19 protein-coding genes and 1 pseudogene are annotated in these 22118 nt (G+C 74.5%); 12 read left to right on the forward strand and 8 right to left on the reverse strand.

From position 1 onward, the window contains the following. Nucleotides 1-10: 10 nt before the first annotated feature. Together ABD774_RS05745 and ABD774_RS05750 are read right to left on the reverse strand one after the other, a co-directional pair. Complete coding sequence (locus ABD774_RS05745) at nucleotides 11-559, reverse strand: type III secretion system chaperone family protein (protein WP_345038645.1); 549 nt, start codon at nucleotides 557-559, stop codon at nucleotides 11-13. Continuing rightward, nucleotides 559-1089 (reverse strand): type III secretion system chaperone family protein, encoded by a 531-nt coding sequence (locus ABD774_RS05750; RefSeq protein ID WP_345038647.1) that lies wholly within the window; start codon nucleotides 1087-1089, stop codon nucleotides 559-561. The genes ABD774_RS05745 and ABD774_RS05750 overlap by 1 nt, the downstream gene beginning before the upstream one ends. Before the next feature lie 95 nt (nucleotides 1090-1184). Here ABD774_RS05750 and miaA point away from each other — a divergent pair, with 95 nt between their 5' ends. Next, on the forward strand, nucleotides 1185-2120 hold the full coding sequence (gene miaA / locus ABD774_RS05755; RefSeq protein WP_345038650.1) for a tRNA (adenosine(37)-N6)-dimethylallyltransferase MiaA: 936 nt from the start codon (nucleotides 1185-1187) through the stop codon (nucleotides 2118-2120). Continuing rightward, complete coding sequence (gene dapF, locus ABD774_RS05760; protein ID WP_345038652.1) at nucleotides 2117-3034, forward strand: diaminopimelate epimerase; 918 nt, start codon at nucleotides 2117-2119, stop codon at nucleotides 3032-3034. The genes miaA and dapF overlap by 4 nt, the downstream gene beginning before the upstream one ends. A gap of 48 nt (nucleotides 3035-3082) precedes the next feature. On the opposite strand, the gene ABD774_RS05765 is transcribed toward dapF, so the two are convergent. Beyond that, nucleotides 3083-3697, reverse strand: a complete 615-nt coding sequence (locus tag ABD774_RS05765) for a class I SAM-dependent methyltransferase (RefSeq protein ID WP_345038655.1) — start codon at nucleotides 3695-3697, stop codon at nucleotides 3083-3085. 220 nt (nucleotides 3698-3917) lie between these two features. Here ABD774_RS05765 and hflX point away from each other — a divergent pair, with 220 nt between their 5' ends. From hflX to ABD774_RS05780, 3 genes are read left to right on the forward strand one after another with little or no spacing between them, the layout of a single operon-like run. Next, complete coding sequence (gene hflX / locus ABD774_RS05770; RefSeq protein ID WP_345038657.1) at nucleotides 3918-5495, forward strand: GTPase HflX; 1578 nt, start codon at nucleotides 3918-3920, stop codon at nucleotides 5493-5495. 1 nt (nucleotide 5496) lies between these two features. Next, complete coding sequence (locus ABD774_RS05775) at nucleotides 5497-7527, forward strand: ATP-dependent DNA helicase (RefSeq protein ID WP_345038659.1); 2031 nt, start codon at nucleotides 5497-5499, stop codon at nucleotides 7525-7527. A gap of 51 nt (nucleotides 7528-7578) precedes the next feature. Next, nucleotides 7579-8589 (forward strand): L-lactate dehydrogenase, encoded by a 1011-nt coding sequence (locus ABD774_RS05780; RefSeq protein ID WP_345038661.1) that lies wholly within the window; start codon nucleotides 7579-7581, stop codon nucleotides 8587-8589. A 4-nt stretch (nucleotides 8590-8593) separates the two neighbouring features. Here ABD774_RS05780 and lexA read toward each other — a convergent pair whose 3' ends face one another. Further along, entirely contained in the window at nucleotides 8594-9283 is a 690-nt protein-coding gene (lexA, locus tag ABD774_RS05785; RefSeq protein ID WP_345038664.1) for a transcriptional repressor LexA, read from the reverse strand. Between the two features lie 206 nt (nucleotides 9284-9489). On the opposite strand from lexA, the gene ABD774_RS05790 reads away from it, so the two are divergent. Together ABD774_RS05790 and nrdR are read left to right on the forward strand one after the other, a co-directional pair. Next, nucleotides 9490-9969 carry a LysM peptidoglycan-binding domain-containing protein gene (locus ABD774_RS05790; RefSeq protein ID WP_345038666.1) on the forward strand — a complete coding sequence of 160 codons (480 nt, stop codon included), beginning with the start codon at nucleotides 9490-9492 and terminating at the stop codon, nucleotides 9967-9969. 181 nt (nucleotides 9970-10150) lie between these two features. Then, nucleotides 10151-10639, forward strand: a pseudogene (nrdR, locus tag ABD774_RS05795) (transcriptional regulator NrdR); the annotation flags it as partial. 189 nt (nucleotides 10640-10828) lie between these two features. Here nrdR and mgrA read toward each other — a convergent pair. From mgrA to ABD774_RS05810, 3 genes are all read right to left on the reverse strand, one after another. Further along, nucleotides 10829-11863, reverse strand: coding sequence for an L-glyceraldehyde 3-phosphate reductase (gene mgrA / locus ABD774_RS05800; protein ID WP_345038670.1), 1035 nt, complete (start codon nucleotides 11861-11863; stop codon nucleotides 10829-10831). A gap of 93 nt (nucleotides 11864-11956) precedes the next feature. Continuing rightward, nucleotides 11957-13195: a phosphoglycerate dehydrogenase gene (gene serA, locus ABD774_RS05805; RefSeq protein ID WP_345038672.1), complete on the reverse strand. Its 1239-nt coding sequence runs from the start codon at nucleotides 13193-13195 to the stop codon at nucleotides 11957-11959. 123 nt (nucleotides 13196-13318) lie between these two features. Beyond that, nucleotides 13319-15622 (reverse strand): HelD family protein, encoded by a 2304-nt coding sequence (locus tag ABD774_RS05810; RefSeq protein WP_345038674.1) that lies wholly within the window; start codon nucleotides 15620-15622, stop codon nucleotides 13319-13321. 231 nt (nucleotides 15623-15853) lie between these two features. Between ABD774_RS05810 and ABD774_RS05815 the strand changes: the two genes are divergently transcribed. From ABD774_RS05815 to ABD774_RS05825, 3 genes are all read left to right on the forward strand, one after another. Beyond that, nucleotides 15854-16789, forward strand: a complete 936-nt coding sequence (locus ABD774_RS05815) for a PAC2 family protein (RefSeq protein WP_345038677.1) — start codon at nucleotides 15854-15856, stop codon at nucleotides 16787-16789. 81 nt (nucleotides 16790-16870) lie between these two features. Next, nucleotides 16871-18259, forward strand: a complete 1389-nt coding sequence (locus ABD774_RS05820) for an MFS transporter (RefSeq protein WP_345038679.1) — start codon at nucleotides 16871-16873, stop codon at nucleotides 18257-18259. A gap of 285 nt (nucleotides 18260-18544) precedes the next feature. Then, nucleotides 18545-18751 carry a cold-shock protein gene (locus ABD774_RS05825; protein WP_248259021.1) on the forward strand — a complete coding sequence of 69 codons (207 nt, stop codon included), beginning with the start codon at nucleotides 18545-18547 and terminating at the stop codon, nucleotides 18749-18751. A 77-nt stretch (nucleotides 18752-18828) separates the two neighbouring features. Here ABD774_RS05825 and ABD774_RS05830 read toward each other — a convergent pair whose 3' ends face one another. Then, nucleotides 18829-19767: a spermidine synthase gene (locus ABD774_RS05830; RefSeq protein WP_345038685.1), complete on the reverse strand. Its 939-nt coding sequence runs from the start codon at nucleotides 19765-19767 to the stop codon at nucleotides 18829-18831. A 64-nt stretch (nucleotides 19768-19831) separates the two neighbouring features. Here ABD774_RS05830 and dinB point away from each other — a divergent pair, with 64 nt between their 5' ends. Both dinB and ABD774_RS05840 read left to right on the forward strand, forming a co-directional pair. Then, a complete protein-coding gene (gene dinB, locus ABD774_RS05835; protein WP_345038687.1) occupies nucleotides 19832-21085 on the forward strand; it encodes a DNA polymerase IV in 1254 nt (417 codons plus the stop codon). A 46-nt stretch (nucleotides 21086-21131) separates the two neighbouring features. Continuing rightward, the gene (locus tag ABD774_RS05840; RefSeq protein ID WP_345038688.1) at nucleotides 21132-21515 is read left to right on the forward strand and encodes a DUF3040 domain-containing protein; all 384 of its coding nucleotides are present in this window, start codon (nucleotides 21132-21134) and stop codon (nucleotides 21513-21515) included. The last annotated feature ends 603 nt before the right edge of the window (nucleotides 21516-22118 follow it).

Raw genomic sequence — 22118 nt, forward strand, 5'->3', positions numbered from 1 at the left:
GCCGCCGCGCTCAGATCTCCGGCGACGGCTCGTGCGGCGGGGGCATGGAGCCGCCCAGCGCCTGGAAGAACTGCACCCCCGCCGAGAGCCCCGCCTCCACGAGCTCGACGAGCTGGCGGTCGGTGGAGCCCCCGCCGACGTCGGCGAGGATCTCGGTGCGCACGGTCGTGCCGGACTCGTCCGTGAAGGTGAAGACGGTCGGCCAGATCTTGTCGCGGTTCCAGTCGTTGACCGCCTGGGCGACGGCGCCGCGCATCTCCTCGGGCACCTCGCGTCCCCAGGTGCCCAGCACGCTGAGATAGTCCTGCGACGCGCCCGTCAGGCGCAGCTGGAACGGGTAGCCGTCCCACAGCCCGGTGAGCGAGGCGTCCGGTTCCACCCGCACGTGGTAGCCGCGAGCCACCACCACGTCCCGCAGGCGCCCGGGCGTGACCGGCTCGGTGGTCTCGGCGCGCCGGCGCAGGAGGGCCGGCGGGCGGGTCGTCGTGTCCGGCCGGGCGCCGCGCGGTGCGGTCCGGGGCGCCGGTGCCGGCCTGCGCCGGCGGCGCAGCCAGCTCATCATGACGCCCCCGGGGCGCGCGCGGCGGGGTCGGGGTAGAGCTCCTCGAGGTCACGCATCACCCGCATGCCCTGCCCCACGCCGCGTTCGATCAGGCGGACGAGCTGGTTGTCGCTGACCCCCGAGGCGAGCGGGACCGAGGACTCGGCGACGACGGAGAGCAGCCCGTCGTCGAGCACCCGGACGTAGCACTTCGGGCCCACGAACTCCCGGTTCCAGGAGTCCAGCAACGTCAGCACCTCGGGCAGGCGCTCGATGGCCAGGCGCCGGTGCCAGGAGCCGCGCACCTGGAGGACGGACTCGTCCTTGCCCAGGAGGTATAGGTGGAAGACGGCCTGCGCCCACATGGCGCCCAGGTCGCCCGCGGCGTCCCGGAACAGCGGGTAGCCCAGCTCGGTCAGCGCGTCCGCCACCCGCGTGCGGGTCAGCGGCAGCACCACGTCCCGGGCCGCCCGCGCCCCCGCCACGCCGTCCGCCCGCACGGGGCCGAGCGGCGTCCGTCCGTCGTCGAACGTGCCGGGCGGTGCCATGTATCGAGACTAACCGCGCGAGGTGCCTGCCGTCGCTAGCAGCGCCGCCCCCGGGTGCGCGGCCGGCCGCCGTCCGGGGCGGTAGGTTGGCGGACGTGCAGGTCAGCGGAGCGCGTGAGCCGGAGGTGCTCGCCGTCGTCGGCATGACTGCCACCGGCAAGTCCGCCCTCGCCCTCGACCTGGCGGAGGCGCTGGGCGGTCCGGACGCCGTGGAGATCGTCAACGCGGACGCGATGCAGCTCTACCGCGGCATGGACGTCGGGACGGCGAAGCTGCCGCCGGGGGAGCGGCGCGGCGTCGTCCACCACCAGCTCGACGTCCTGGACGTCACCGAGGAGGCGCGGGTGGCCGCCTACCAGGAGGCCGCGCGCGCCGACATCGCCGCCGTCCGGGGCCGGGGGAAGGTGCCGGTGCTGGTCGGCGGATCCGGGCTGTACCTGCGGGCCGTGCTCGATCACCTCGACTTCCCGGGCACCGACCCCGCGGTGCGCGCCGAGCTGGAGGAGCGGGCCGCGCGCCTGGGCACCCGGCCGCTGCACGACGAGCTCGCGGCCCGGGACCCGGAGGCCGCCGCCCGCATCGACCCGCGCAACACCCGGCGGGTGGTCCGCGCCCTGGAGGTCATCGCCCTCACGGGCCGCCCCTACTCCGCCAGCCTGCCGGAGCACGTCTACGCCGTCCCCGCCGTCCAGCTCGCGATCGCCGTCCCCCGCCCCGAGCTCGACGCCCGGATCGCCGCCCGCACGGAGCAGATGATGGCCCAGGGGCTGCTGGAGGAGACCGAACGGCTGCTGGGCCAGGGGCTCTCCGAGGGCGTCACCGCCCGCCGTGCCGTCGGCTACGCGCAGGCTGCGGACGTGCTCGCGGGGCGTATGACCAAGGAGGAGGCCGTGAGCGCGATCTCGGTCGCCACCCGCCAGCTCGCCCGCCGCCAGGAGAAGTGGTTCCGCCGCGACCCCCGCATCCACTGGCTGCCGACGGCGGACGCGGAGGGCCTGCGCGACGCCGCCCTGCGTACCCTGCACCTATGACCCCCACGTTCGGCGTGCTCGCGGGCCGCGCCCTGACCACCGGCCACGGCACGGAGAACGACTTCGTGCTCGTCCCCGACCCCGACGGCGAGCTCGCCCTCGGTGCGGCGGAGGTCGCCGCGGTGTGCGACCGGCACGCCGGCGTCGGGGCGGACGGGCTGATCCGGGTGGTGCGTTCCCGCGCCCTGCCCGAGGGGGCCGCAGTCCTCGCCGAGGAGCCGGCCGCCGAGTGGTTCATGGACTACCGCAACGCCGATGGCTCGCTGGCCGAGATGTGCGGCAACGGGGTGCGGGTCTTCGCCCACTACCTGCGGGTCTCCGGGCTCGTCGACCTTCCCGACGGTGCGAGCGTCGTCGTCGGCACGCGCGGCGGGCCGCGCCGGATCACGCTCGAGGGAGAGCTGTACACGGTCGACATGGGCGTGTGGACCATGCCCGGCGGCCCCCAGGCCGAGGCGGAGGGCTACGACGTCGTCGTCGACGTGCCCGGGCTCGAGGGCCCGCGGGCCGGCCTGCGCGTCACCGTGCCGAACCCGCACACCGTCGTCGCCCTTCCGGACGAGGCCTCGCTCGCCGCCGCGCAGCTCACGCTGCCACCGACGTACGACCCGGTGCCGCCCGAGGGCACGAACCTCGAGCTCGTCGTCCCGCTCGGCGAGGACGACGGCGCCGGCACGTCGGTCGGCACGGTGCGGATGCGGGTCCTCGAGCGTGGCGTCGGGGAGACCCGGTCCTGCGGCACCGGCACGTGCGCGGCCGCGCTCGCGGTGCGGGCCTGGGGCGGGGCGGGCGCACCGGACGTGTGGCGTGTGCTCGTGCCGGGCGGTGAGGTGACGGTGCGGGTCGCCGGCGACCGGGTGTGGCTCACCGGACCGGCGGTCCTGACGGCCGACGTCGTCCTGCGCGGGGACTGACGCCCACCACGGCGGGCGGACCGCCGCCCGCGTGCCGTGCCGACGGGCTCAGGCGCGGGGACGCACGGTGAGCACCCGGAACCCCTTCGCGCTGGCGGTGCGCACGACGTCGGTCCCGAGCTCCTCCGCGAGCCAGCGGTGCAACGAGTCCGCGCCGAGGTTCCGCTGCACGACCAGCTGGGCGTGCCCGTCGGGGCGCAGCCGCCCCAGCCACTCCCGGAGCAGCTCGTGGAGCGGGCCCTTGCCGATCCGGATCGGCGGGTTGGACCAGATCTCGTCGATCCCGTCGACCAGCAGGGCCGGCGCCTCGTCGGGATGCACCACGGTGACGTTGTCGAGCCCCAGGGACCGGGCGTTGCGGGCGGTGAGGTCGCGGGCACGGGCGTTGACGTCGACCGCCACCACCCGCGCGGCAGGGGACGCCTGGGCCATGGCGATCGTCAGCGGGCCCCACCCGCACCCGACGTCCACGAGAGTGCCGGTGGCAGGCGGGTCCTCGACCGCGTCGAGCAGGACGCGGGTGCCGAGGTCGAGCCGGTCGCCCGAGAAGACGCCGCCAGCGACCTGGACGGTGACCTCGCGCCCGCGCAGTCGCACCCTGAGGGGGCGCAGCTCGCCCGGGGAGGCCGGCTCGGCGGAGAAGTAGTGGTCGGGCGCGCTCATCGCGGAAACGCTACCGGCTCGGCGGGCGGGCGCGCCGCACGGCAGCCCGCCGGTCGTCGGCTGCCAGTCCGCCGGCCGCCGGCCGCCCGTCCGCCGGCGGGCCTGCTGCCCGCCGTCCACGCCACGCCGCTGGACCCGGTGGGCGTGCGCCCCGTGTGGAAAGGGATGGCTCCGCCCCGCGCGCCGTGGGACCCTTGAGGGGTACCGACGGAAGGACACCATGACCCGCACCGACCACCACCTCCCGACCGCTGCGGAGCGGGAGCCGAACCCCGGCGACCAGCAGGCGGCTGAGGACGTGGTCGCGCGCATCCTCGCCCGCGCCGGCTCGCTGCGCTCCACCGAGGGGACCGCCCTGCAGGCCGACGACGCCGCCGAGGCCGGGTCCGACCACGACGGCGACCAGCTCGAGCGCGAGGAACGTGCGGCGCTGCGCAGGGTCGCCGGCCTGTCCACCGAGCTCGAGGACGTCACCGAGGTCGAGTACCGGCAGCTGCGCCTCGAGCGCGTCGTGCTCGTCGGCCTCTGGTCGACCGGCACCGCCGAGATGGCGGAGGTCTCGCTGCGCGAGCTCGCGGCGCTCGCGGAGACCGCCGGCTCGGAGGTCCTCGACGGCCTGCTGCAGCGCCGCGTGACGCCGGACCCCGGCACCTACCTCGGCTCCGGCAAGGCCGCCGAGCTCGCCGAGCTCGTGCGCTCCGTCGGGGCCGACACGGTCATCGTCGACGGCGACCTCAGCCCCTCCCAGCGCCGCAGCCTGGAGGACATCGTCCAGGTCAAGGTCATCGACCGCACCGCCCTCATCCTCGACATCTTCGCCCAGCACGCGAAGTCACGGGAGGGCAAGGCGCAGGTGGAGCTCGCCCAGCTCGAGTACCTCCTCCCGCGCCTGCGCGGCTGGGGCGAGTCCATGTCCCGGCAGGCGGGTGGACGCGTCGCCGGTGGTGAGGGCATCGGCTCCCGCGGGCCCGGTGAGACGAAGATCGAGCTCGACCGCCGCCGCATCCGCACCCGCATGGCACGGCTGCGCCGGCAGATCAAGGAGATGGCGCCGGCCCGGGAGACCAAGCGCGGCTCCCGCCGCCACCACCAGATCCCCTCGGTCGCCATCGCCGGCTACACCAACGCCGGCAAGTCCTCGCTGCTCAACCGCCTCACCGGCGCCGGTGTGCTGGTCCAGAACGCCTTGTTCGCCACCCTGGACCCGACCGTCCGGCGCGCCACCACCCCGGACGGGCGCGTCTACACCCTCACCGACACCGTCGGCTTCGTCCGCTCGCTGCCGACCGAGCTCGTCGAGGCGTTCCGCTCCACCCTGGAGGAGGTCGCCGAGGCGGACCTGCTGCTGCACGTGGTGGACGCCGCGCACCCCGACCCCGAGGGGCAGGTGCGGGCCGTGCGCGCCGTCGTCGCGGACATCCCCGGCGGCTCGGACGTGCCCGAGCTCATCGTGCTGAACAAGGCGGACCTCGCCGCGCCGGAGGACCTCGCCGCGTTGCGGACCCGGTACCCCGGCTCCGTCGTGGTGTCCGCCCGCACGGGGGAGGGGGTGGAGGAGCTCGCCGAACGTGTCGCCGAGCTGCTGCCCCGGCCCACCGAGGAGGTCGACGTCGTCGTGCCCTACTCGCGCGGCGACCTCGTCTCCCGCGCGCACACCGACGGGGAGATCAAGGCCGAGCACTACGTCGCCGGCGGCACCCGCCTGCACGCGCTGGTGGACCCGGACCTGGCCGCCGACCTCAGGGCCGTCGCCGTGGCCGACGGCGGGGAGGCGCCCGCCGCCCGCTCGGCGTCCTGACGTGGGCGCCCCTGACACCGACGCCCTCCTCGCCGACGCCGTCGCCGCCCTGGGCGGCACCCCGCGAGAGGGTCAGCAGCGCATGGCCCGGGCCGTGGCCGAGGCCCTGGAGGAGGAGCGGCACCTGCTCGTCCAGGCCGGCACCGGCACGGGCAAGTCGCTCGCCTACCTCGTCCCCACGCTCGCCCACGCGGTGACCACCGGCCGGCGGGCCGTGGTCTCGACGGCGACCCTCGCGCTCCAGCGCCAGGTCCTCGTCCACGACGCGCCCCGGGTCGCGGAGGTCGTGGCCGCGCGGACCGGTGCACGGCCCGACGTCGCCCTCCTCAAGGGGTGGCACAACTACCTGTGCCGGCACAAGGTGGCCGGCGGCTACCCGGTGGACGAGGAGCCCGGCCTCTTCACGGTGTCCGCGGCCACCGGCGTCGACCCCGCGGCGCCCCCACCACCCGCCGGCGGCGCGGACCCGGGCCCCGCCGCCGGGCGCTCGACCCTCGCCGAGCAGGTGCTCCGGCTGCGGGAGTGGGCCGAGGAGACCACGACCGGTGACCGCGACGACCTCGTGCCGGGGGTGAGCGAACGGGCGTGGCGGCAGGTCTCCGTCACGAAGATGGAGTGCCTCGGCGGAAGGTGCCCGATGCTCTCCGAGTGCTTCCCCGAGGCGGCCCGGCAGGCGGCCCGCGACGCGGACGTCGTCGTGACGAACCACGCGATGCTCGGCATCGCGGCGTCGGGCTCCCCGAACGTCCTGCCCGAGCACGACGTGCTCGTCGTCGACGAGGCGCACGAGCTCGCCGACCGGGTCACGGCCCAGGCGACGGGCGAGCTCAGCGCCGGCGTCGTCGAGCGGACCGCGCGGCTCGCGCGCCGGCACGCCGGGGTGAACCTGGACACCCTGGACGCCGCCGCGGCCGCGCTGCGGGCACGGCTCGAGGTCGTCCCCGAGGGCCGGCTGCCGGACGGCCTGCCCGCCGAGCTGCGGGACGCCGTCGTCCTCGTCGAGGCCGGGGCGCGCGAGGCGGTGAGCGCGATGAAGCCCGACGCCGGGGCCCAGTCGGAGGAGGCCGGCGCGCGTGCGATGGCACGCTCGGCGATGGTGGTCCTGCTCGAGGTCGCCGAACGTCTGCTCGGCGACGGTGTCGCCCAGCGCCGGGACGTGCTGTGGTGCGAGCGCCCGCGCGGCGGCCTGGAGCAGCCGCGGCTGCGGCTCGCCCCCCTCGACGTCGCGGGCTCCGTCGCCACGAACCTGCTCGCGGGCCGGGCCGCCGTCCTCACCTCGGCGACGCTCACCCTCGGCGGCACCTTCGACGCGATGGCCCGCTCCCTCGGCCTGACGCTGGACGGGGAGACCCCGTGGCAGGGGCTCGACGTCGGCTCCCCGTTCGACTACCCCCGGCAGGGGATCCTCTACATCGCCCGTCACCTGCCGCAGCCGGGCCGGGACGGCACGTCCGAGCAGGCCCTCGCCGAGCTCGTCGAGCTGGTGCGCGCCGCCGGCGGTGCGACCCTCGGACTCTTCTCCTCCCGGCGGGCGGCGGAGGCCGCCGCCGAGCGCCTGCGCGAGGAGCTGGACACGCCCGTGCTGTGCCAGGGCGACGACCAGCTGCCCACGCTCGTGCGCGCCTTCGCCGCCGACGAGGCCACCAGCCTGATGGGCACGCTCTCGCTGTGGCAGGGCGTCGACGTGCCGGGGCCCACGTGCCGGCTGGTCGTGATCGACCGCATCCCGTTCCCCCGGCCGGACGACCCGGTGAGGTCGGCGCGGTCCGAGGTCGTCGCGGCCGCGGGCGGCAACGGCTTCATGACGGTCGCCGCCACCCATGCCGCCCTCCTCCTCGCCCAGGGGGCCGGGCGGCTCGTCCGCACCACCGCCGACCGCGGGGTGGTCGCGGTGCTCGACCCGCGCCTCGCCACGGCCCGGTACGGCACCTTCCTGACGCGCTCGATGCCGCCCCTGTGGCGCACCCACGACGGCGAGGTCACGCGTGCGGCGCTGCGACGCCTCTCTGCCGGAGCGCCGGCACTCGCCTAGGGTGTTGCCGCAGGGACCGGCACGAAACCCGACAGACGCTGGGAGATGAGCATGAGCGAGCAGGCCGACGTGGGCGGACGCAGCGAGCTGCTGGGCGAGGCGCGGCCGGGGGACCGGCGCCCGAGCAAGGTGGCGATCGTCGGCGCCGGAGCGGTCGGGTCCACGCTCGCCTACGCCTGCCTGCTGCGTGGCGCCGCCCGCGAGGTGGTGCTTTACGACGTGAACAAGGAGAAGGTCAAGGCCGAGGCGCTGGACATCGCCCACGGCATCGCCTTCACCCCGATGGGTACCGTGGCGGGTTCCGACGACATCGAGATCTGCGCCGACGCCGACATCGTGGTCGTCACCGCAGGCGCCAAGCAGAAGCCCGGCCAGTCGCGGCTCGAGCTCGCCGGCGCGACCATCGGCATCATGCGCGATCTTCTCCCGCGCGTGACCGCTGTCGCCCCGAGCGCGACCTACATCATGGTGGCCAACCCGGTGGACGTGGTGACGTACGCGGGGCTGAAGATCTCCGGCCTGCCCGAGAACCGGTTCTTCGGCTCCGGCACGGTGCTCGACACGTCCCGGCTCCGCTACCTCGTGGCCCGGGAGTGCGGCGTGGCGGTGCAGAACGTCCACGCCTACATCGCCGGCGAGCACGGCGATTCCGAGATCCCCCTGTGGAGCTCGGCCATGGTGGGCGCCGTGCCGCTGCTGCAGTGGGGCTTCACCGCCGACGGCCGCCTGCTCGACGAGGCGGTCCGGGCGCGCATCGCCGAGGAGGTCGTGACCTCGGCCTACCGCATCATCGAGGGCAAGGGGGCGACCAACTACGCCGTCGGCCTCGCCGTCGTCCGGATCATCGAGGCGGTGCTGCGGGACGAGCAGCGCGTCCTGTCCGTGTCCTCCCTGCTCGAGGACTACCTCGAGATCTCCGACGTGTGCCTGTCGGTGCCCAGCATCGTCGGCAAGGACGGCGTCGGGCGCCGCCTCGTGCCCGTCGTGACCCCGCACGAGCGCGACGGCCTGCGCCGCAGCGCCGAGTCGGTGCGGGCGGTCATCCGCGAGTTCGGGCTCTGACCTCCTAGAGGCTGCGCAGCACCGTCACGACGCGGCCGAGGATCTGCGACTCGTCGCCGGGGATGGGGGAGAAGGCCGGGTTCTGGGGCAGCAGCCACACGTGGCCGTCCTTGTGCTGGAAGGTCTTCACGGTCGCCTCGCCGTCGATCATGGCGGCCACCACCTCGCCGTTCTCCGCCACCGGCTGACGCCGCACGACGACCCAGTCGCCGTCGCAGATGGCGGCGTCGATCATGGACTCGCCGACCACCTTGAGGAGGAACAGCTCGCCGTCCCCGACGAGCTGACGCGGGAGCGGGAAGACGTCCTCCACGCTCTGCTCGGCCAGGATCGGCCCGCCGGCCGCGATGCGCCCGACGACGGGCACGTACGTGGGCGCTCCGGACGTGAGGCCCTCAGAGTCCACCGAGCCGATCGGGCCTGAGAGGGACGGGACGCCGCGGGCGGTCAGCTCCAGCGCGCGGGGCCGGTTCGGGTCGCGCCGCACGTAGCCCTTGCGCTCGAGCACGCCCAGCTGGTGCTTGACGGACGACGGGCTGGTCAGGCCGACCGCCTCGCCGATCTCGCGCATGCTCGGCGGATAGCCGTGCGCGGCGACCGCCTCGCGGATCGTGTCGAGGATCATGCGCTGGCGGTCCGTCAGCTCCTCGGCGGTCGCTGGCTCCGGCTGCTCGGTCTTCTTCTCGACGCTCACGGCGGCGGTCCTTCCTGGCTCGGCACCCGGCGGCGGATCGGTGCGTACCCGCCGATGTCAGTGGTCGGTGATGGGCTTTCCGAGGTCAGCCTAGAAGGCCTCGCGCCCGATATCAAACAATTGTTCGACGGTGTGTCGACATCGGACGGGTCGGCGGCTAGTCTGCGTACAGACGTTCTACGAACAGCAGTTCGAGGGAGAAGATGATGAGCGCACTCGTCGCACAGCCCGCATGGTCGGCGCCGGCGCGTCCGGCACGCCGCCGGGTCGGCACCCGGCCGGCCGGCCGGGGCAGTCTTCAGCTCGTCGGCCCCGGCTTCGTCCCGCCCGTGGTCGCGCCGGCGGCGCCGGTGCGGCCGGTCGTCTCCCGCCCGCCGCGGGAGGAGGCCCCCGGCCTGCGGCTGACGGCCCGGGGTCGCCGGGTCCTCACGACCCTCGCCCTGCTCGCGGCGACCGGAGCCTCCGTCGGGCTGGGCGCTCTGGTGGGCACCGCCGCAAACCCGGCGTCGTCGTCCGCGACGACGACGGTGACCGTGGCCCCGGGGCAGACGCTGTGGTCGCTGGCGAGCGCCACCGCGGCGCCCGGTGAGGACCCGCGCGACGTCCTCGCGGAGATCACCGAGCTCAACGGCCTCGCCTCGTCGGAGCTGGCCGTCGGCCAGGAGCTGCTGGTGCCGGTGGACTGACCGGGCAGCTGCGGACGGGAGCCGCATGTCGACCGGCGGGGGGTCGGTGGGGCGTGGTTGCGTCGGGGGTCGGCGCGGTCCTACGGTTCCTCAGGTGCCCGTGCCGCCGGTACGTGCGGTCCTCGCAGCGACGGCCGCCCAGGCCGACGCGCGTGGGACGGGCGCAGGGAGGAGCTCCACCGTGCACTGTCCGTTCTGCCGTCACGCCGACACGCGGGTGATCGACTCGCGCACGGCCGAGGACGGCTCGGCCATCCGTCGGCGTCGCCAGTGCCCCTCGTGCGGGCGGCGCTTCAGCACGGTGGAGACGTCGAGCCTGACGGTGGTCAAGCGGTCGGGCGCGAGCGAGCCCTTCAGCCGGGACAAGGTGGTCGCCGGCGTGCGTAAGGCCTGCCAGGGACGTCCCGTCTCGGACGACGACCTCGCGCTGCTCGCCCAGCAGGTGGAGGAGTCACTACGGGCGGCCGGCGCCGCGCAGATCGACGCCCACGAGATCGGCCTGGCCATACTCGGGCCGCTCCGCCAGCTCGACGAGGTCGCCTACCTGCGGTTCGCGAGCGTGTACTCCTCGTTCAGCAGCCTGGAGGACTTCGAGGACGCGATCGCGATCCTGCGGGCCGAGCGCGCAGAGCGTTCGGCGGCTGGGGCGAGGGCGGGGCAGCGCGACGAGGACCTGGGCTCCGCGGAGCGGCCCGACGACACGTCGGCCGACGGACCGCCTCCGGCCGCCGACGCCGCGGCGCCTGCCGTGGCCGACGACATGGCCAGCCTGGGCCCGGGCGGGGCCGCCCAGGAGGCCCCGGCCCGCTGACCGCCGTCGGCGGGGCGGAGGGGAAGCCGCCCGCCGACGACGCCGCGCCTACAGGTTCGACGAGCGCGGCGCCCAGATGTTGATGCCGGCGTCGACGGCGTGCCCGTCGATCCGGGCCAGCTCCTCCTCGCTGAACGCGAGGTTGTCCAGCGCCTGCACCGAGCTCTCGAGCTGAGCCACGCTGGAGGCGCCGACCAGCGCCGTGGTGACGCGCGGGTCGCGCAGCACCCACGCGATGGCCATCTGGGCGAGAGTCTGGCCCCGCTCCGCAGCGATCTCGTTGAGCGCACGGACGTGGGTGAGCGTGGTCTCCTCGAGGAACTCCCGCCGGAGCGAGCCGCCGCGCGCGGCCCTCGAGCCCTCCGGGATGCCGTCGAGGTACTTGTCCGTGAGCATCCCCTGGGCCAGCGGGGAGAAGACCACCGCGCCCATGCCGGCGTCGCCGAGGACGTCGAGCAGGCTCGGCTCGCCCTCCTCCACCCACCGGTTCAGCAGCGAGTACGAGGGCTGGTGGACGAGGATGTCCAGCCCGATCTCCGCGGCGATCTCGAGCGCCTCACGGGTGCGCTCGGCGGAGTAGGACGAGATGCCGGCGTACAGGGCGCGGCCGGAGTCGACGGCCGTCTTGAGCGCGCCCATGGTCTCGCGCAGCGGCGTCGTCGCGTCGAAGCGGTGCGAGTAGAACAGGTCCACGTAGTCCAGCCCCATGCGCTCGAGCGAGGCGTCGAGGGAGGCCAGCAGGTACTTGCGCGAGCCGCCGTTCCCGTAGGGGCCGGGCCACATGTCGTACCCGGCCTTGGTCGAGATGACCAGCTCGTCCCGCAGGCCGGCGAGGTCCTCGGCGAGCATGCGCCCGAAGTGCTTCTCCGCCGAGCCGGGGGGCGGCCCGTAGTTGTTCGCCAGGTCGATGTGGGTGATGCCCAGGTCGACCGCGCGCAGCACGATGTCGCGCTGGGTGGCGTAGGGGTTCGCCTCGCCGAAGTTCTGCCAGAGCCCGAGGGCGATCGCGGGCAGGTCGAGGCCGCTGCGGCCGCAGCGGCGGTAGGTCATGGTGTCGTAGCGCTCGGGCGCGGGGGTGAACATGCCCCCGACGGTACTGCGAGCAGGGCGGGGGCCGCCGCCTCGCCCGGGAGGGGCGGCCGAAGATCCGGCCCGGCCGCCGGCGCGGCCCGGCCGTCAGGCCTCGCCGCCGTCGGCGTCCTCGTAGCCCGGCCGGACCATGACCCGCAGCCGCAGCGTGTCCTCCATCTCGCGGACCGCCTCGATCGCCTCGCGGGGCAGCTCCGAGCCGATGTCCGTGACCACGTACCCGATCTCGCCGAGCGTGCCGAGGATCTGCCCCTCGATGTTCGCGCCGTGCTCGGCGAAGGTCTGGTTCACCAGCGCGAGGACGCCGGGGGTGTTGCGGTGCACGAACGCCACGCGGTAACGGGCGGCGTCGGAGGGCTGGAGCGTGAGGCGCGGGAGGTTCACCGACAGGTCGGTGGACCCGGCACGCACGTACTTGCTCAGCTTGTTCGCCACGAAGTGCCCGATGTTCTCCTGCGCCTCCTGGGTCGACCCGCCGACGTGCGGGGTCAGGATCACGTTCGGCAGCCCGCGCAGCTCGGAGTCGAACGGGTCGCCGTTCTTGCGCGGCTCGCTGGGGAAGACGTCGACGGCGGCGCCGGAGATGGAGCCGTCGAGGATCTTCTCCCGCAGCACGGAGTAGTCCACGAGGAACCCGCGCGAGAGGTTGAGGAACGAGGCGCCGTGCTTCATCTGCTCGAACTGCTCGCGGCCGAACATGCCGGCGTTGCCGGCCCGACCGTCGACGTGGAGCGTGACGACGTCGGACACGGCGAGCACCTCGGCCAGCGAGCCCATGCGGTGCGCGTTGCCGAGCGCCAGCTTCTCCGCGGTGTCGAAGAACACCACGCGCATACCGAGGGCCTCGGCGACGACGGAGAGCTGGGTGCCGATGTTGCCGTACCCGACGATGCCCAGGGTGCGTCCGCGCACCTCGTGCGAGCCCGACGCGGTCTTGTCCCAGACGCCGCCGTGCAGGGCCTTGTCGCGCACCGTCAGCCGGCGGGTCAGGGCGATGATCTCGGCCACCGCGAGCTCGACGACGGAGCGGGTGTTGGAGAAGGGGGCGTTGAACACCGCGATGCCGCGCCGGGCGGCCGCGCGCAGGTCGATCTGGTTCGTGCCGATGCAGAACGCGCCGATCGCCGTCAGACCGGGGTGGGCCGCGAGGACCCGCTCGGTCACGTGGGTGGTGGAGCGGATCCCGAGGAGGTCGACGCCCTCGAGGGCCTCGATCAGCTCGTCCTCCTCCATGGCGCCGGCGTGCCGGACCACCTCGAACCCGGCATCGGCCAGGATCGGGTCGGCGTCGGGGTGCGGGTTCTCGAGAAGCAGTGCGCGGGCCACCGACCCATGGTCCGCCTGTCTCGGGATGCGGAGCAAGCCGGTCCACCACGTGGGCGCGTGGTGTTGCTCACCACGGCGCTCGGCGCTCGACGCGGGGCGCTCGGCGCCCGCCGCCGCCCCGCGTCAGGCGCCGGAAGGGAACCCCGCCGGCAGGTCGGCCGAGTGGACGACGTGCAGGCGCCGGGTGGGGCGTGTCATCGCCACGTACAGGTCCCCCGTGCCGCCCTCGAGCACGGCGGCCGGCTCGGCGAGCACGACGACGTCGTACTCCAGACCCTTGGCCTCGACCGGGTCGACGACGGCCACGCGCGCACCCAGCGGGTCGCCGTGGCCGGACGTCAGCGCCTCCCGCAGGTCGTGCTCGGCGAGGAGTGCCGCGCCCACGGCGCGCTCGGAGCCCGGGGGGACGATGACGGCGACGCGTCCGGCTCCGCGTCCGGCCCCGGCGTCGAGGGCAGCGAGCTCGTCGCGCAGCACGGCCGCCGTGACGGCCGCGAGCTCGGCGGGCTCGGCGCGGGTGGTCGCCAGGGAGTCCGGCAGGTCGCGGGCGGCGCGCACCGGGTACGCGGGCTCGGCGCCGAGCGCCGTCATGACCGCGGTGGCGGTGTCCATCACCGTGGCGGGCGTGCGGTAGCTGACGGTCAGGACAGCCTCCCGGACATGCTCGCTGCCGGCCGCGCCGAGCACCTCCTCCCAGGAGCGTGCCGGCCGGTGCCCGCTGCGCTGGGCGAGGTCGCCCACGACCGTCATCGACCGGGACGGGCACCGCCGCAGCAGCGCGCGCCACGCCATGGGGGAGAGCTCCTGCGCCTCGTCGACCACGACGTGCCCGTAGGTCCACGTCCGGTCGGCGGCCGCGCGCTCCGCCGTCGTCAGCCGCGGGCCGGTGGCGGCGAAGCGCTCCGCGAGCATCTCGGCGCTGACCATCCCCATGCCCAGGCCCTGGGAGGTGATGGCCTCCTGCGCGTAGCGCACCTCCTCGGCGGCCTGGAGGCGGGCCTCCGCCGCCGCGCGGGCCGACTCCGCCTGCTCGTGGTGGCCGAGCAGCTCGGCGAGCTCGTCCAGCAGCGGCACGTCCGCCACCGTCCACGGCGAGCCCTTCTCGCGCCGCAGCAGCTCGCGGTCACGCGGGGACAGCCCGCGGGCGTGGGGGGCGAGCAGGTCGGGGCGCGCGTACAGCCGCTCGAGCAGGCCGTGCGCGGTGGTGGGCATCCAGCACAGGTTCACGGCGCGGCGCACGTCCCGGGCGGTGCGCACGTCCTCACGCAGCCACGCGCGGTCCTCGGGGTCGTCCCCGTCGTTGCCCCGGGCGGCGGCGTACTCGCGCACGAGCGTGTCGAGGATCGTCAGGGCGAAGGTCTCCCGAGCCTGGTTGTGGGGCAGACCGCTGCGGCGGGCCCGCGCCATGGCGGTGCGCACGTCCTCCGGGCGCAGGTGGAGCGTCACGCCCTCGACGTCGAGCTCCTGCACCTCGCCGGGGACTCGCTGCAGCGCGCGTACGGCCCGGCCGAGGACGTGCGCCATGGTGGTGCGGCCCTTGACCTCGGCGACCTCGGCCCGCTCCGGGGCGGTCGCCGTCGTGCCCGGGAGCAGCTCGGCCATGGTGGTCGCGACGACGTCCGTCTCGCCGAGGGACGGCAGGACCTGCTCGATGTAGCGCAGGAACACCCGCGAGGGTCCCACGAGCAGCACGCCGGAGCGCTCGAGCCGCTCGCGGTGGGCGTAGAGGAGGTAGGCGGCGCGGTGCAGCGCGACCGCCGTCTTGCCGGTGCCCGGCCCACCCTGCACCACCAGGACGCCGTCGAGGGGGGAGCGGATCACCGCGTCCTGCTCGGACTGGATGGTGGCGACGATGTCGCTCATCCGGCCCTCGCGGGCGGCCGACATCGCCGCGAAGAGCGCACCCTCGCCGGTGAGGCCGTCGGCCACGTCCTCGTCGAGGTGCGCGTGGTCCAGCAGCTCGTCCTCCACCCCCACCACCGTGCGGGCGCGGGTCATGAGGTGGCGACGGCGCACGACGTCGCCGGGGTGGGCGGCGGTCGCCTGGTAGAACGGGCGTGCGCTGGGCGCGCGCCAGTCGATCAGCAGCTGGTCGTGCTCGGCGTCCGACATCCCGATGCGCCCGACGTAGCGCGGGTCCCGCCCGCCGCGCAGGTCGAGCCGGCCGAAGACGAGCCGGTTCTCCACGTGGTCCAGGCGCGCGACGGTGTCCTCGTAGTGCGCCGCGAACGCGTCACGCTCGGAGCGGTTCTGCGGCGAGCCGGACGGCCCGCCCCGGCGTACCTCCGCCAGCCTCCGGCGGTAGGCGGCGCGCAGCTCGTCGAGCCTGGCGTACACGACGTCCAGGTACTTCTGCTCCTCGGCGACGGCCGCCTGGGCGGTCGCGGCGGGCACGGCCTGCTCGGGCGTGGTGGCCTCTCGTGGCACGCAAGCTCCTCGTGGTCTGCGGTGTGTGACGGCGGCACGGGTGTGTGACAGCGGCACACGGCCATCCATTATCGGCCACGAAGCCACGCGCCGCAGGCGGTCCGCCAGCTGGACCGCACCTTTCGGACCGTTCCCGCCCGCCCGGGCCCGTGCGTGGAATGATGCGGACGCCCCCGACGTTAGGAATGGCAGAGACCGACCGACGTGACGAAGAGGAGAGGAGCGCCGAGCATGCGCGATCCCCAGGAGCTGTACTCCGTGAGCCCGGAGGCGTTCGACAACGGGCCCGTGCCGGTGCTCGTCCACGCCCTTCGCGGGGCGCTCGACGCCGGGCACGCCGGTGAGATGGTGGCTCGTCACCTGCTCGAGTCCCTGCCCGCCGAGCGCGTGGTGACCTTCGACTCCGACGCCCTCGTCGACTACCGCTCGCGCCGGCCAGCCATGACGTTCGAGGACTGGCGCTACACCGACTACGACGAGCCCGTGATCGCGCTGGACCGCCTGCGCGACGACGAGGGCACCGAGCTGCTGCTCCTGCACGGCCCGGAGCCGGACCTGCAGTGGGACCGGTTCACGGCCGCGGTGGTCGACCTCGTCGAGGCCCTCGGCGTGCAGCGGACCATCGGCCTGCAGGGCATCCCGATGGCCGTCCCGCACACCCGCCCGATCAGCGTCACCGCGCACGCCAGCCGCGACGGCCTCGTCGACCCGCAGCGCCACCTCATGGGCCGCGTGCAGATCCCGGGCAGCGTGGCCGGGCTCCTCGAGCTTCGTCTCGGGCGAACCGGGCACGACGCGCTCGGCTTCGCCGCGAACGTCCCGCACTACCTCGCGCAGTCCGAGTACCCGCAGGCCGCCGCGGAGCTCGTCCGGCAGGTGGCCGCGAGCACCGGGCTCGCCCTGCCGGTGGGCGAGCTCGAGGCGGCCGCGGCGGAGACCGCCCGCCTGATCGAGGCGCAGGTCTCCGCCTCGGCCGAGGTCGGCGCCGTCGTGCACGCGCTCGAGCAGCAGTACGACGCCTTCATGGAGGCGGCGGCGCAGCCGACGCACAAGACGCTGCTGGCCGAGCCGGACTCCATCCCGACGGCGGACCAGATCGGCGCCGAGCTCGAGGCCTTCCTGGCCGAGCAGCAGGGCGACGACGGCGGGCGGCCCGAGCAGGCCTGACCCCGCCCGGCCGCGGGCTGTGAGCAGACTCATCACCCGCGGCCCGTGCCCTGGCCGCGCCGTGCGCGCCTGCCTGGGACAATGGCAGCCGTGTCCCCGTTCCAGGCCCCTGCCCCCTCGCGAGTGGCCGCCACGGTGTGGGGGGCCGGCCTGGCGGCCTACATCGTCGCCACCACCGGTCGTACGTCCCTGGGCGTCGCCGGCCTGCAGGCCGTGGAGCGCTTCGACATCTCGGCGTCGGTGCTCTCCCTCTTCGTGGTGGTCCAGCTCGGCGTCTACGCCGCGGCCCAGGTCCCGGTGGGGATCGTCCTGGACCGGGTCGGCAGCAGGAAGGTCATCTTCACCGGTGCGCTGATCCTGGCCGCCGGCCAGCTCATGCTCGGACTGGTCGACACACTCCCGCTCGCCCTCGTGGCGCGGGTGCTGGTGGGCGTCGGCGACGCGACCGCGTTCGTCTCCGTCCTCCGGCTGGTCCCCGCGTGGTTCCCCAGCCAGCGCGTCCCGCTGCTCACCCAGATGACGGGGATCATCGGGCAGACCGGTCAGATCATCTCCGCCGTCCCGTTCCTGGCGCTGCTGCTGGGAGCCGGCTGGACGACCGCCTTCGCGTCACTGGCGGCCCTGGGCGTCTTCGTGGCGCTGCTCGTCCTCGCCGTCGTGCGTGACCATCCGGCGCGCCCGTCGCGCCCGGCCCGCCGGTCCGAGTCGGTGCAGCCGGTGGGGACCGGCGCCGAGGTGCCCGCCGCGCCGGTGGCGGCCGAGCCCACCCGGGTGCCGATCTCCGCCGTCGTCCGGGAGCCGGGCACCTGGCTCGGGTTCTTCACCCACTTCGTCTGCCTGTTCCCCACGAACACCTTCCTGCTGCTCTGGGGCGTGCCCTTCCTCACGGCGGGGCAGGGGGTGAGCACGGCCGGCGCGAGCTCACTGCTGACGCTCGCCGCGCTCGCGGGCGTGGTCACGGGTCCCGTCACCGGCTACCTCCAGGGCCGGCACCCGCTGCGTCGCTCCTGGCTGGTGCTCGGGGCGGTCGTCGCCACGATCGTGGTGTGGGCCTCGGTGCTGGTCCCGACCACCCCGCGCCCGGTGTGGCAGCTGGCGCTCCTCGTGGTCGTCCTGACCGTCTCGGCCACCGCGTCGAACATCGGCTTCGACTTCGCCCGCTCCTTCGTCCCCGCCGCCCGGCTCGGGACGGCGACCGGCCTGGTCAACGTCGGCGGCTTCGTGGCCTCCCTCGTCTCGATCTTCCTCGTCGGGAGCGTTCTCGACGTCGTCCGCCCGGACGGCGCCTACACCCTCGCCGACTTCCGGCTCGCCATGTCCTCCCAGGTGCTCCTGTGGGCGGTCGGTCTCGCCGGGCTGCTGGTCTGCCGCCGGGCGACCCGGCGCCGCATGGCCGAGGGGGGCGTCGTCGTGCCGCCGGTGCGCGAGGTGCTGGAGCGTCTACGGCGGCCCCGGCGTCGTCACGGCTGACCGCTCCCGGGAGCCTCCGGCCGGCCAGGACGACCCTCGATCCGCAGGTTCCGGCGACGGTCCGGAATTCGTCCCCAGATCCCTGGTCCGCCGACGTGACTTCTGCCATGCTGTGGCCGTTGCAACGGCGTTTCCCTGACGTGCGGTCCGGGGCGGGTCACGGCCAGCCCCACGGGCACCGTCCGCTCCGCGGGTCGGTTCCCGGGCAAGGAAGTGGGACGAGGTGCGGCGAGAACGGGGTCCGGCACAGGGCTGGCCCACGACGTCCCGGAAGGACACAGCAAGATGGCACAGGGAACCGTGAAGTGGTTCAACTCCGAGAAGGGCTACGGCTTCATCGAGCAGGACGGTGGCAACGCCCCCGACGTGTTCGTCCACTACTCGGCGATCCAGTCCGACGGCTACCGCTCCCTCGAGGACGCCCAGCGCGTCGAGTTCGAGATCACCCAGGGCCCCAAGGGGCCGCAGGCTGAGAACGTCCGCGCTCTCTGACCTCCGGGTCGGTCATGCCGGCCCACCCGCACGGGCCCGCACCTGAGGGTGCGGGCCCGTCGTTCTTCCCGGGTGACTCATCGCCCCGGCGGGACGGCCTCGGCTGCGGGCGGGGCAGGGTTGGTTGCCGGCGGCGCGGCGTCGGGCCCCGGCCGGTCCGGTCCTTCGGTCCCGGGTCCCGGGTCGTCCCGCACCGGCGGCACCGTGCCACGGAAGCTGTCGAGCTCCGCCCCGTGGAGCAGCCGGACCGGCAGCGGAAGCCGGCGCAGCCCCCGCTCGACCGCGGTCACGGGCAGCGGCACGTCCGACGCCGCGAGCACGACGTTCCCGTACCGCCGGCCCCGCAGGATGGCGGGGTCGGCCACCAGCTGGACGTCGGCGAAAACCTCCTGCAGCGTCGCGACCTCCGCGCGTGCCTTGTACAGCGGCGGATGGTCGGTCAGATTGACCAGGTACAGCCCCCCGGGCACGAGGGCGCGGCGGACCTCGGCCGCGGCCTCCAGCGTCCGCACGTGACGGGGGACCTCGGCGTGGGCGAAGACGTCCCGCACGACCACCTCCCAGGACGCGGGTCGCTGCGCGGCCGTCACGGCGCGGGCGTCGCCCGTCCGGATGCGCAGCCGGGGCGCCCGCGGCAGGTCGAACCACTGGCGCACCAGGGCCGCGAGCACCTTGTCGATCTCGACGGCGAGCTGGGTCGAACCCGGACGGCGGGCCTCGAGGGCGCGCGGGAAGGCGCAGCCGGCGCCGCCGAGGTGGAGCGCACGGACGGGCCCGGCAGGACGCGAGGCGTCGAGGAGCACCGCCATCTGCTGCATGTACTCGAACTCGAGGTACCCGGGGTCCTCGAGGTCGAGGTGGGAGCTCTCCGTGCTGCCGAGCAGCAAGGTGACCCTGTTCGGGGCGCCGGGGTCCCGGCGCAGGCTCGCCGTGCCGAGCGAGGTCTGCACCGGTTCGGTGGGCAGGTCGTGCACCTTCGGTGCGGAGGGGGCGGGACGACGACGGCGGTCTGGCACCCAGCCACGTTAGCCTGGGCCCGGACCGGAGCCTGGGCCCGGACCGGCGAGAGGGGTGGTGAGGGTGAGCAGAGCCCCGCGCAGCGCCGCCGCGCGCCGGTCCTGGGGCGAGGACGACACGGGCTGCACCATCCTCCACGTCGACATGGACGCCTTCTTCGTCTCCGTGGAGATCCTCGACCGGCCCGAGCTCCGCGGGCTGCCCGTCATCGTCGGCGGGGAGCACCGCGGTGTGGTGGCCGCCGCGAGCTACGAGGCTCGTGCGTTCGGCGTCCACTCGGCGATGCCCGCCAGTCGCGCCAAGGTGCTGTGCCCGCAGGCGGTCGTGCTGCCCGGCCGGCACGCGCGCTACGCGGAGGTCTCCCGCGAGGTCATGTCCGTCCTGGCCGACGTGACACCGGTCATGGAGCAGGTGAGCATCGACGAGGCCTTCCTCGACGTCTCCGGGGCTGTGCGGCGGATGGGGTCCCCGGTCGAGATCGCCCGCTGGATCCGTGCCGAGGTCCGCCGACGCTCGGGCGTGCCTGCCTCCGTGGGCGTCGCGTCCAGCAAGCACGTCGCGAAGCTGGCGTCGACGCACGCGAAGCCGGACGGCCTGCTTCTCGTGCCGGCCGACGCCACGGTGCCCTTCCTGCACTCCCTGCCCGTCGGCGCGCTGTGGGGGGTGGGGGAGAAGACGCAGCAGGTGCTCGAGCGGCACGGCATCGACACGGTCGCCGAGCTGGCCGCCACGCCCCTGACGGTCCTTCACCGGACGCTGGGGGTGGCCGCCGGTCAGCGTCTGCACGAGCTCGCCTGGGGCGTGGACGCGCGCCGGGTGGAACCGACCCGCGTGGAGAAGTCGGTCGGCACGGAGACGACCTTCGCGGAGGACATCGCCGACCGGGCGCAGCTCGAGCGGGTGCTTCTCCGTCAGAGCCACGAGTGCGCCGCCCGGCTGCGGGCCGACGGCATGGTCGCGTGGACCGTGGCCATCAAGGTCCGGCACGCCGACTTCACCACGCTGACACGATCGCGGACCCTGGCGGTGCCGACCGACCTGGCGCACGACGTCCACTCGGCTGCGCGCGACCTCCTGGCCGGCGTCGAGATCCCGCAGGCGGGCATCCGCCTGCTGGGCGTCCGCGCCGAGCGGCTGACCGCTGCCGCCACCACGGGCGTGCAGTCGGCGCTGGACGATGACCCGCAGCAGGCGCGCGCCGAGCGCGCGATGGACGGGGTCAGGGCCCGCTTCGGCTCGCAGATCCTCCGGCCGGCATCCCTGCTGGGCAACAATCGGCACTCCGCTTTCAAGAGCGGGTCGGGGGACCTATCCTGATCCATACACCGTCGGTGCGGCGGGACGTGGCGAGACTGGAGGTCCGATGCCTCTCTCCGAATATGAGCAGCGCATGCTTCAGCAGATGGAGCAGCAGCTGCGCTCTGATGACCCCCGGCTCGCCAACACGCTCGCTGACCGGCCTCGGCCGAACGTGCGCCGGCTAAGCCTGGGCATCCTGCTCTTCCTGCTGGGCCTCGGCGGTCTGATCGGTGGTGTCGCCACCGGTTACATCTGGCTCGGGGTGCTCGGTTTCGTCGCGATGCTCGGGGGCGTGCTGCTCGCCATCACCGGGCCGCGCGGTGGTGCGTCCCGCGGCGGTGGCCGAGGTGGCATCCGTCGGCCGGGTGGGAAGGTGCCGCCCTCGGGCGGGTTCATGCAGCGTCAGGAAGACAGGTGGAACCGGCGTAACGAGGAGCGAGGGCGCTGAGGCCCACGCATCGAACGAAACGCTGAAGCAGCCCGTCGCCGATCGGTGACGGGCTGTGTGCTTTCCGGGCCGACCGCGAGCCGGGCCGCCCCGGCGCCGGTGGCAGCCGGCGCCATGACACCCGCCGTGGCTCGTCGCCGCTGAGGTAGCGCACCCGATCCCGGACCCCGGACCGATCTGGTTGGGCCCTCCACCTCGCTCCACGCGGTGTCCTCCATCTCGTTCCACGCGGCGTCCTCCACCCCGCTCCATGCGGCGTCCTCCACCCCGCTCCACGCGGCGTCCTCCACCCCGCTCCACGCGGCGTCCTCCACCCCGCTCCACGCAGCGTCTCCGTCCCGAACCGCAGGGCCTCTCCACTTCGCTCCACGACGGCTCGCCGCCGCCGCTCCACGCTCGGCGCACGGCTGCGGCGAGCGGCCTGCCCGAACCGCCGATCGGTGGCACTACGCCGTTCCCACCGGTGTCGCGACCAGGAGCACACAGGTCGGCAGGGGAGGTGATGGTGCGCGGTTCGTCCGCACCGGCGTACCCACGACGCAGAGGGCGGAATTTCCCTCCACCGGCCACTCCCCGCGCTGATCTGCGGATTCAGGCGGGTCG

The organism is Georgenia daeguensis (genome assembly GCF_039537705.1).
GTDB classification, from domain to species: Bacteria; Actinomycetota; Actinomycetes; order Actinomycetales; family Actinomycetaceae; genus Georgenia; species Georgenia daeguensis.